The organism is uncultured Rhodoblastus sp., assembly GCF_903903185.1.
In the GTDB taxonomy this organism is placed as follows: domain Bacteria; phylum Pseudomonadota; class Alphaproteobacteria; order Rhizobiales; family Beijerinckiaceae; genus Rhodoblastus.
On sequence record NZ_CAIUXT010000095.1, the window covers coordinates 1 to 9851 of the forward strand.

The 9851-nt window shown below is 56.4% G+C and carries 10 protein-coding genes; 1 reads left to right on the forward strand and 9 read right to left on the reverse strand.

Going from position 1 to position 9851, the window contains the following annotated elements; translation table 11 throughout:
• Positions 1-687: ISAs1 family transposase (locus QZY01_RS08880; protein WP_294536056.1), on the forward strand; the 687-nt coding region annotated here is incomplete at its 5' end.
• Between the two features lie 30 nt (positions 688-717).
• On the opposite strand, the gene QZY01_RS08885 is transcribed toward QZY01_RS08880, so the two are convergent.
• From QZY01_RS08885 to QZY01_RS08925, 9 genes are all read right to left on the reverse strand, one after another.
• Positions 718-1431 carry a class I SAM-dependent methyltransferase gene (locus QZY01_RS08885; protein ID WP_294536059.1) on the reverse strand — a complete coding sequence of 238 codons (714 nt, stop codon included), beginning with the start codon at positions 1429-1431 and terminating at the stop codon, positions 718-720.
• Between the two features lie 192 nt (positions 1432-1623).
• The gene (gene asnB / locus QZY01_RS08890; protein WP_294536062.1) at positions 1624-3420 is read right to left on the reverse strand and encodes an asparagine synthase (glutamine-hydrolyzing); all 1797 of its coding nucleotides are present in this window, start codon (positions 3418-3420) and stop codon (positions 1624-1626) included.
• Between the two features lie 18 nt (positions 3421-3438).
• Complete coding sequence (locus QZY01_RS08895; protein WP_294536065.1) at positions 3439-4671, reverse strand: glycosyltransferase; 1233 nt, start codon at positions 4669-4671, stop codon at positions 3439-3441.
• Positions 4634-5683 carry a polysaccharide deacetylase family protein gene (locus tag QZY01_RS08900; RefSeq protein ID WP_294536068.1) on the reverse strand — a complete coding sequence of 350 codons (1050 nt, stop codon included), beginning with the start codon at positions 5681-5683 and terminating at the stop codon, positions 4634-4636. Before QZY01_RS08900 ends, QZY01_RS08895 begins: the two co-directional genes overlap by 38 nt.
• A 244-nt stretch (positions 5684-5927) precedes the next feature.
• Complete coding sequence (locus QZY01_RS08905; RefSeq protein ID WP_294536071.1) at positions 5928-6572, reverse strand: hypothetical protein; 645 nt, start codon at positions 6570-6572, stop codon at positions 5928-5930.
• A 17-nt stretch (positions 6573-6589) separates the two neighbouring features.
• Positions 6590-7738, reverse strand: coding sequence for a glycosyltransferase family 4 protein (locus QZY01_RS08910; RefSeq protein WP_294536074.1), 1149 nt, complete (start codon positions 7736-7738; stop codon positions 6590-6592).
• Positions 7735-8421 (reverse strand): class I SAM-dependent methyltransferase, encoded by a 687-nt coding sequence (locus QZY01_RS08915; RefSeq protein WP_294536077.1) that lies wholly within the window; start codon positions 8419-8421, stop codon positions 7735-7737. The genes QZY01_RS08910 and QZY01_RS08915 overlap by 4 nt, the downstream gene beginning before the upstream one ends.
• Entirely contained in the window at positions 8418-9230 is an 813-nt protein-coding gene (locus QZY01_RS08920) for an FkbM family methyltransferase (RefSeq protein ID WP_294536080.1), read from the reverse strand. Before QZY01_RS08920 ends, QZY01_RS08915 begins: the two co-directional genes overlap by 4 nt.
• On the reverse strand, positions 9214-9651 hold the full coding sequence (locus QZY01_RS08925) for a transposase (RefSeq protein WP_294536084.1): 438 nt from the start codon (positions 9649-9651) through the stop codon (positions 9214-9216). The genes QZY01_RS08920 and QZY01_RS08925 overlap by 17 nt, the downstream gene beginning before the upstream one ends.
• Between the last annotated feature and the right edge of the window lie 200 nt (positions 9652-9851).

A 9851-nucleotide genomic window follows, 5' to 3' on the forward strand; every position in this document is an offset into this window, starting at 1 on the left:
CTGGCGCAGATCGCCACCGACGCGAAATCGAACGAAATTACCGCCGTGCCGAAACTGCTGGAGATGCTGAGGCTGAAAGGAACGATCGTGACCGCCGACGCGCTCAATTGCCAGCGCGCCATCGCCCAGCAGATCGTCGATCAAGGCGGCGACTACGCTCTGGCCCTGAAGGGAAATCAGGGCACGCTTCATGATGACGTCGTGCTTTATCTCAACGATCCCGGCACCAAAACGATTACCGCCGCGCCGGTCGTCGAGGCTGATCATGGCCGCATCGAAACCCGCACAGCTACGGTATCGACCGATATCGTCTGGCTGATCAAAGAGCACCAATGGCCGGGGCTGGCCGCCGTTGGCAAGGTCGAACGCATGCGCGAAACCGCCGACAAGACAACGTTCGAGACTGCCTATTATCTGCTCAGCGCGCCTTTGACGCCCGAACGATTCAACGAGGTCGTTCGTGCGCATTGGGGCGTCGAAAATCGGTTGCACTGGCGGCTCGATGTCATCATGAATGAGGATCAGGACCGAAGCCGTTTGGGAAACGCACCCCATAATCTCGCCGTTCTCCGACACATGGCCCTGAACGTCATGCAAAAAGATGGTGAAAAAGGCTCGCTCCGAGGAAAGATCAAACGAGCCGGGTGGGATGAAGCCTACCTCGCTCGCCTATTGACCCTGTTTTGAAATGCGATTGCCCTGGGACTAGATGACACCTCACTTGACAAGTCTTCCAAATATGTTCCCGCGCAGATTTTCCAGGACGCGGGTTGCATTGACAGTTCGTTCATAAGCAAGACCCAAGAGAAACAGCGCCGGGTTGAACTGCAGGTAGGACGGCTCGAATTCGAGCATGCGCAATTGTGCTTCGTCAAACCCTGCCACATTCGCCAGTCGGCGAAGGCGTGAGCGCGTGTTCATGCGGTAGAATGTTGGCCAAGGATCATGCGACTTCTCGCTAAGCCCGCGCACTTTGTTGGCTATCTGCAAGTGGAAACGCTGCGAGGTCAGCGCGGATACAATGGCTACGTAATGATAAAGACATGGAGTTCTGAAGAAAAAACTTCCTCCTGGTTTTAGAACGCGAAAAACCTCCTTGAGGAACATCTCGGGTCGCTCGACGTGCTCAAGCACAAAGTCGCTGTACACAAGGTCAAAATACTCGGCTTCGAGTGTGGTTTCGTCACCCACAATCATAACCGCATTATCAAGTTCTTCATTTTGAAGAACGATTGGGTCAATATCGGCGCCAACGATTTCAGCGACATAACCTTTAAGACTTCGCCTACGGTCAACGGTAGCCGGGCCCGCGCCATAATTCAATACTCTAGATTCCGGACTCGCATATTCACGGATCCAGTCATAAAAACGGGTCGTGCCATCGTATTGCGGACCCGAATAAAAAATCTGGAGCAACTGCTCGGTATTCATCCGCTATCTCCGTGTCATGAAATTTACAAATCGGGCGTCTTGCATGATCGGACCGCACCCGAGCCTCAAGATCAACATAGCTGAAAAGCAGCCCCGACCGTTCGTCCGTCCCACGCATGTGTCGCTCCCTCCACAATGCGAGGGAATCACGAAGATGCCTTAAGCGAAAGATTTTTTTAGCAGTCTATTAGGTCAACTGGCGCCAACACTGTTCTTCCAGACGAAACGAGCCCACGCCCTATAGGCTGACTGCGGGCGCGCATGACCTTTGCCCTTGTCTTCGACGAGCCTTCCCATCCAGGCATCGATCGGTATCGAAAAACCCGTTTTCAACCGGTTCGTGACGACCGAAGGCAATGCTATCGCGGGAGCTGCCGCTAGGTCTGATTTATGGGGACCGCCACTGGCCGCCAGACTCGCCAGAAGCGTGCAATCGACCAACGGCGTGCGGACCTCCAGGGAATGCGCCATGCTGGCCCAGTCGATGTCGCGCAGAAGCTGGTTGCGCATGTAGAAACTCGATTCGAGCACCGCGACGCGGGCTCGATCCTGAAGCGGCAATCCACCGAACTCCGCCCCGATCAATTGCAGGGGCGACAAGCGCTGCATACCCAGCTTCACAGTCTCCTGATCGAGGACAGAGCCGAGTTCCCAAGGCATAAAAAGTCCACGCCGCAGCAGATAGGCGCCTGGGTAACTTCCGCCATATTCCAGCATACCCGCGGCCTTCGGGCTAAGCCCGAAGGCCGACGTCATCGGCACCATCAATGTTCGCGCGGTCGATCCAAGAAAAGGAATTTGCGAGGGAAGGGAAAAAAAACGCGACCAGCGGGGCAGATCGGAAAAAGACGGATAGCCGCCGAAGAGTTCGTCGCCGCCGAGGCCGGATATCGCCACTTTCAGGCCGAGCTCACGCGCAGCCTTGGACACGAACCATCCGTTGACGCCGTCGATGCTCGGCTGGTCCATCGCCTCGAAAATTTTAGGCAGGTCAGCTTCAAATTCCGCGCGCGAGACGAAACGTGTCGTATGCTTCGCGCCGTAGGTTTTGGCGACCTCGGCGGCGAGGCGTGTCTCATCCTCCGGCCAGCCAAGAAACTCATTGAAACCGACCGTGATCGTCTTAATGTCGATTGCGCCCACGTCGCGCATCAGGCCGACCAGCGCTCCGGAATCTATTCCGGACGATAGAAATGCGCCAACGGGCACATCCGCGACAAGATGCCGGCGCACAGATTCGCGCAGCGCCTCGCGAACATCCACCGGCTCCGCAGGTTTGCTTGACTGCGCGCGGCTGTAAATCTCTGCGATCGAGTGGTGCCGCCGAATGGTGGAGCCGCGGCTGTTCAACAACAGCGCCGCGCCAGCTTGCAGAGCGCGGATGTTGAGGTAGCTTGTAAAGGGTTCCGGAACGCTACCGAAAAGATGAAAGCCCACGGCACCGGCCGGATCGGGTTCTCGGGACACGCCGCCGCCCGCCAGCAGGGCCTTGACCTGGCTCGCGAAACGAAAGGTTCTTCCGTCGTCGTTGTAATAGAGCGGCTTTATGCCGTAGCAGTCCCGTGCAAGGAACAAATTTTCTCGAGCAGCGTCCCATATGGCGAAAGCAAACATGCCACGCAGGTCTTGCAACATGGCTTCGCCCTTCGCTGCATATAGATTTAGCAGCACTTCCGTGTCAGATTCACTGCAAAATTCGACCCCGCTGGCTTCAAGTTCGCGGCGAAGTTCCCGGAAATTATAAATTTCTCCGTTGAAGGTTATGACATATCTTCCATCGCGCGATTTCATCGGTTGTGCACCTCGATCAGAAAGATCGATGATCGTCAAACGCCGGTGGCCAAAGCCGATACGCATGTCCCAGGCATAGAATTCTCCGGAATCATCCGGGCCGCGCCGCGCCATGTAATCGCGCGTGCTGCGCACTTCCGTCGGCTTCACCGGGGCGGCCGCGCCATGATAGGCGAATATTCCGTTAATGCCGCACATGGAGGATCAATCAGCCGATTAATGAGCGCGAGGACGGAAAACACTCTCGTCGGATTGGTGAGAGTGTTCGCGGCGGCAGATTGCCTCTCGAATGAAGTCTTCATATGCCTGTAAGGCGTCGGGAACGCAATGCTGCTCGGCGAACCGTCGCGCTGCCTCACCGAGAGTGCGCCGCAGTTCGGGTTCGTTGAACAGACGCATGAGCTGCGCACTCAACGCCCCGTGGTCCCCGACGGGAAACCCGAGCGCCGCCCCGCCAACGACCATGGCTCGAGCATCTGAACTGCAAAAACTTGTGACGACTGGCGTACCGAGGACCAACGCTTCGAGCACGGTGTTGGAAAAGCCCTCCAATTCCGAAGTGAGGACCAGCGCGTTTGCGCGCCGAATCAATGGACAGGGATTCCGGCTCCAGCCATGAAAGCACACTCGCCCTTCCAGCTTGCGCTTTGCGACGAGGGCTTGAAGCTTTTCTTTTTCGGGACCGTCGCCCAAAATGTCAACGAAGCAGGGCAGATCTCGGGGAAGTCCCGCGGTCGCCTCAATGATGGTGTCGATCCGTTTGACGGGATCAAGCCTCGCGACGACACAAATCGAGAACGAACCGCTGTCCCGGACGACGTGGACGTCCTCCCGGGCAAGACTTTCAAGCGTATCCGGCTCCACGATGTTGGGTACGCGTCGGATACGGTCTCGCGGGACGCCGTAATGTCGAACGACTTCGTCGAGACCGTCATCGGAGTTCGCAAGAGCAAGGTCCGCCAGAGGATAGGTCAACCTGCGCGCGGCGTGAGTCAGGATATGTCGGACCTTGGTCGTTTGAAGACTCGCGGTATGCGGCCGGGTGATCTCCATCATTAGAAGCGCCGGACGTCTTCGCAGGGTGTTCGCGGCAATACATGAGAAGGTGTTCGGATAAAAGCCGAGCGATATAAGCGCATCGAACGGCTCACGTCGCAGCAATCGCGCAAGACGGTAAACGACTCTCGGATTGGAAAGCGAACCTCGCCATCCCAGGTCGAATTGTTGCTCGAACTCGGACGCGTCATCACGGCTTGTCTGAAACAAGGCGGCTTTCGCGCTTCCGCCGAACAGGTGCTTCGCTAGCAGCCGCGTGTGATTTTCTGCCCCACCTCCACTCAACCGACTACCGACGATCAGAATCTTAGGGGTCTTTGTTGCTGTTGGTGAGATCATCGTTCTGTATAATTTGTCACAAAGCAACTCCTGCCACTCGACAGGCGAAAACACTCAGTGTTTCGTCATGCGGCACTTGAATGCGCGGGAGAGCCAGCGGCGGCGCCCCGCCCGCCCGACTTACTCCATGATCTTGCGTCAATGCATAGGTATAGCCGGCTTTCGCGGCCGCCCGCACGACATCCGCGCTCCAATTGCCATTTGGATAGGCCAGCATAGGACATTCGCCCGCTTCCGCTTCGATCCGCTCGCGTGAATAGGAAAGTTCGGCCCCCACCTCTTCGGGAGAGAGCAAATCAAGCCAGCCATGAAAGCGCGTATGACTGCCGAACGAGACTCCGGAGGCCTGCATCTCGCGCACCTGCGCCCAACTCAACGGCGGGGCCTGAGTTGGTCCCTGCGGCGCCATCGCGGTTTCGAGCGCTTCCAACGCCTCTTGTCTTTCGAAGCCGCTAAGGCGACTAAAATGGCGATAAAGGACCCGACGAGCAACGCCCGCGTTCACCGTTTCAAGGTTCACCGCGATCGGCGCGCGGACGTTCCGGTTTCTTGCATAGCGCAAAAGGTAATCAATTCGGGTTGGCCACGGCAAGCGATCAGTGTCCAGAAAGTCGGTCGCAACGAAGATGCTTGCGGGCAAGCCACGCGTACGCAGCGCAGGAAACAGATAGTCGTAATTGTCAGCGAAACCGTCATCGACCGTGATGGCGACCATTGGTCGATCGAGTGCGGCGCCCTGCAGGCGTTCAAGACGCATCAATCCCTCCTGCAACGGAACAACGTCGTAATGACGCCCGAGATGGTCCAGTTGTGCGGAGAGCTTCCCTGGCGCCAGACGATGAAGATAGGGATACTCCTCCGCCGGGCCAAAACTGTGGTAGGTGACGATTGTCAGCGCGTCTTTCCTGGTTTTGCGGCACAACCCGGTGACGTTCAGCGCATCGGCGAGCCCATAGGCGACATTTTTGACAATACGTCTTAGGCTTGACACCAGGAGCACCTCCTGCTTCCCTTGGCGACAGGGCTTTTGAAAAAGAATTTTGGCCCCGTCCGCGTTCGCGACCACAACATTCGTCACTCCCGCAAACGGGCGCGCCGCCAACCTTCAGCAACGGTCGCCGTGATGTTCAATAATATCATACGTTTTGATTATTCAACCCGACCCAGCCGCACGGTTGCGCACATGAACATGTTGTGAGTCTCGAAATCCGAAATAAGCAATTTTAGCGACTACAAAGTTAACGATTGCCTAAAATCGTCCATCTCGTTTATTTCGACCCCAACTCTTCGAATTACCTATACATCTACTGTTATTCCGAACACGGCTTTATCCAAAAGGCCGTATCACTAACTCCGTTTGATGTCCAAAAACAACGCCAACCGTCAATCGCAGATGAAAACTTGGCCCACTCTTCTGATTCATGACCGCTTTTCATGCTTCGCGAATTTGGTGATCGGCTAACCGGCTCTCTTGGTAAATAGCGTTCCGCATTATCTATTATCAGCAAGCCGCTAGGCTTCAACAAGTCGATGGCCGCGAGCGCGCAGTGATCTCGCAAATCGCCATCGACGAGACAGAAATCGATGCTACCCGGCAATATATTAGCAACACACTGCACGTACGGGCTCGAAGGACCTTTGACGTCTTGTGAAATGGCGACAAAACGATAATCGACTGTATCGCCAATCCCATTCTCGACAAGCATGTTCCTGACGATCTTGGCCCATTGGCGATTATCCTCGATCGAAGTGAGATGGGCTACGCGCTTTGCGAACCAGAGCGTACTCCGCCCCGAACCCCATTCGACCCCAGTGTCGTCTGGACGCAACCATTGGTCGAGAAACGCGATTGCACCTCCGGTTAGCCAAGGAGCGTCAGGATGCAATTTTTGATAAGCCATTTGCGAAATGCGATTGATGACGTAGCTCAGTGAAATATGACTGTATTTGGACATACTGATTTCCAAGATGATTACAATACGACTTCGGTAAAGCTACGGTAGAGTTCGTCGGCATGCACCTCGTATGAGAACGACATCGCGCGCGCGCGCGCCGCCTCCCCCATGGAGGCGCGCTCGGCTGTCGATTGGCCGAGATAGGCGCCGATGCAATTGACAAAGCCCCCAGGCTCCAGTCCGTCAACAACGTAGCCGTTCACACGGTCATCCACCAAGCCTCCTGCAGCCGGCACGACACGCGAAACGATGCACGGACGTCGCGCCAACATGGCCTCGTTCACGCCGCGCGACCATGTGTCGTAGCGCGACGGGAACATCACTAGGTCAGACGCCAGATAGTAGCGCATCGAATCCTTGCTTTGAACAAAACCTGGAAAATGAAAACTTCCGGGCAAAAGATTGCTTGCGGCGAGGGCCTTCAACTCGTCGGTCATCGAACCGGAACCCGCCATGATCAGTTTGATCCCAGGAACGACCTTCTGCGCAGCGGCCGCGGCTTTTACGGCGACATCCGGAGCTTTGAACCAGTTCTGCTGGCACATGAAAAGCAGCACGTGCGCGTCCTCGGCCCATCCCAAGCATCGACGCAACGCCAGCGCTCGGCGTTTTTCCTCGACATCGTCCGCCTTGCTGGCGAAATGAGGAGTGTCGACGGAAAACGGTACGAAATAGCACCTGTTCTCGGGTATGCCTGCACGCTTGAGCACGGCTTCGCTGTAACTGCCGCCATAGTGATGCGCCTGAAAACGCCGCAGCAACATTGGCTGAATGATCCGCCATGCCGCGCCTACAAGGGCGTTTTGCCGCGTGTTCCGATAGGGCGTCAGAAGGCCGCGATGGACGACGGGAATGCCCCGCATGCGCATCTGCGCGAAAAAGGCAAACGCGCCCCTCCAGAGATACCCGTATTGCAATACGACATCCGGTTTCCAGGCAAGGACGTCGCGGGCAAGACGTCCTGGCGTTTCACAGAACTGGTTAGGAAACCCCGCGCGACGATCCTCGCCCCAATCGATCACGACGCCATAACTCTCATCAAAGAAATTGTTGCTCTCTTTTTCGCAGTGAAAGACGCGCACATCGAGACCTGCGAGCGAGGATGCGAGTCGGAAAAGCGGGACCTCGAAATGGGACAACGTCACGGTTACAATTGCAACTTTCATTCTGAGACAGCCTCTGGATCAGGCGCACCGCTCTTTACAACGCAGGCGAAATAATCCGTAGCGAGCGCCGGACGTGGCAAGATTCGATCAAGCGTCGCAAAAATTAGGTTGCCGCAGGTGACCGCCAATCCCGCCAGCGGCCGCAACACCGCGAAGCGCGTGAGATTTCCCGCAAAAAACAAATTCCAGTGAAGGGCTAGGTTGGTGAAATATCCGCCCATGTATTCAACGCGCGTCACGCTCAAGCCCGCTCCCGTAGCGGCCCATTCAAGTCCGGCCGGCAAAACCCGCCAGTAATCATGGGGCAAATCATGCTGGGGATAGCTGATGGCCTCGTAGACAAGGATCTTGCCCTCGGGCTTCAAAATGCGAGCGAGTTCGCGCATAACGGCTGGCAGGTCAGGAAGATCACCCAGCATTCTGGCCGCGAGAACCATGTCAACCGATGAGGATTCAAGCGGAAGAGCCCTCGGATCGTCGATCACGATGACCTCGGGATCAACAGCGTAACGATCAACGCGGATGAAGTGGCGAGCGGTCGCAAAAAGCGGCCGAAAAGGGCTGCGGCCGCAACCAAGGTCAACGACATCGCCGGTGAAATTAGTCGTATACGAGATTAAAAGCGGCAGCAGCTTACGTCCCTGAAGCCAGCTTGTTCCGAAGACGCTCGTGAAGGATTTCATCGTGTCCGCCTGGTGGCGGCGACCACCATATGAACTGGCCCATCGACACGTGTTTCGATCTCGAACTCGGAAAAGCGACCGAGAAATTCCCCTAATGAGCAGTTAAGTAAATCCTTGTGAATCTCTCCGATCAGGGCAGAGACGTCCCGGATCGGGCTTGGATCGAGAAAAAAGGCGTCCTCAGCGCCTTCAACATCAAATTTGACGACATCAACATGATCGACTCCGACTTGCCTGAGGAGACTCGCAAAAGATCGCACCTCTACCGGCACAGTGCTGGCTCCTTCGAGCTTTCGAAACAAACTGGAACTGATGTGATTTGGAGAGATCACAAAGTCCGCAACTCCGTCCGCGCCGCTAACGGCGCAATTAATGCATGTGATGTTCGGATACATTGCAGTATTTACCTGAAGACGCTTGAACGTGCCGGGGCTGGGTTCGATCGCGAAAATTCGCGCTTCCGGCCACCGATGTGCAAAGAAAATGGCGGAGACTCCGATATTTGCGCCAAGGTCGAACACGACGTCTGGAGCGACGCCGTCAAGTGCATATTCCTGATTGAGAAACACCTCCTCCAGAACCGTAAGGTCGCTCCGCTCGACGAGAGTCCAGCTATGAATTTTGCCGTTGCAACCGAGCGTCAGCGCGGGTGTTCCGGGGAAGCCAAGTTTCCTGCCGATCAAAAACTGTAAAGCAGACGCGACATTCATCCATCGCGAATAACCACCTTGCTTTTCGCCCGGAACACCCATTGCAAGTTTGCGCAATGTCCCCGCCACATTTGCAGCGGTCTCAATGATTCGCGACATTCGGATACTCTATGTTCGGCGGGCGTCTCACCCTGTGGACTGCAAGCGGCACGCCGCAGCCACAGGCTGATTTTTGATTTCGATTAGCGGCGGTGCGGCGAGCGCGATTTTGCAAGACGTCGCCGTTCGCCTTGGCGACCGCTACTGGAATAAACAGCGGTGGATCCGTCTGCGCCGCTTCGTCAGCCCGCATCCTGGCTTTCTTGCGCCACGAGTGCAGCAGGCCGCCATGCACGCCGTGCCGGCGGGCGACCGCCGAGATGTTCGCGCCCGCCTCGAAGCTCTCCGCCAAAATCCGCGCCCGCTCGTCATCGCTCCAGCGCCGTCGGCGCGTCGTCCCGGTGATCAGCTCAATCCGGCGATAGCCCCCGTTGTCATTGCGATTGTCTTGATGAGTATCATTAGGACTATCATTTCTCACAGCGACACCCGCTCCGTCCAAGCCCGACCGGAATGCTACCGAGCGTTCAAAAATTGGTAGGTGGGGTCGCCGCGCCGCTAACCCATCTTATTCATGACGGCTTTTTTTGAGGCTGGCGGGCGTGGCGCAATGCGCTGATATCGCGTAGGATTCGGTTGCTTACACCCACCCTGTCGCGCTTTCGCTCCGGCCACGCCCGC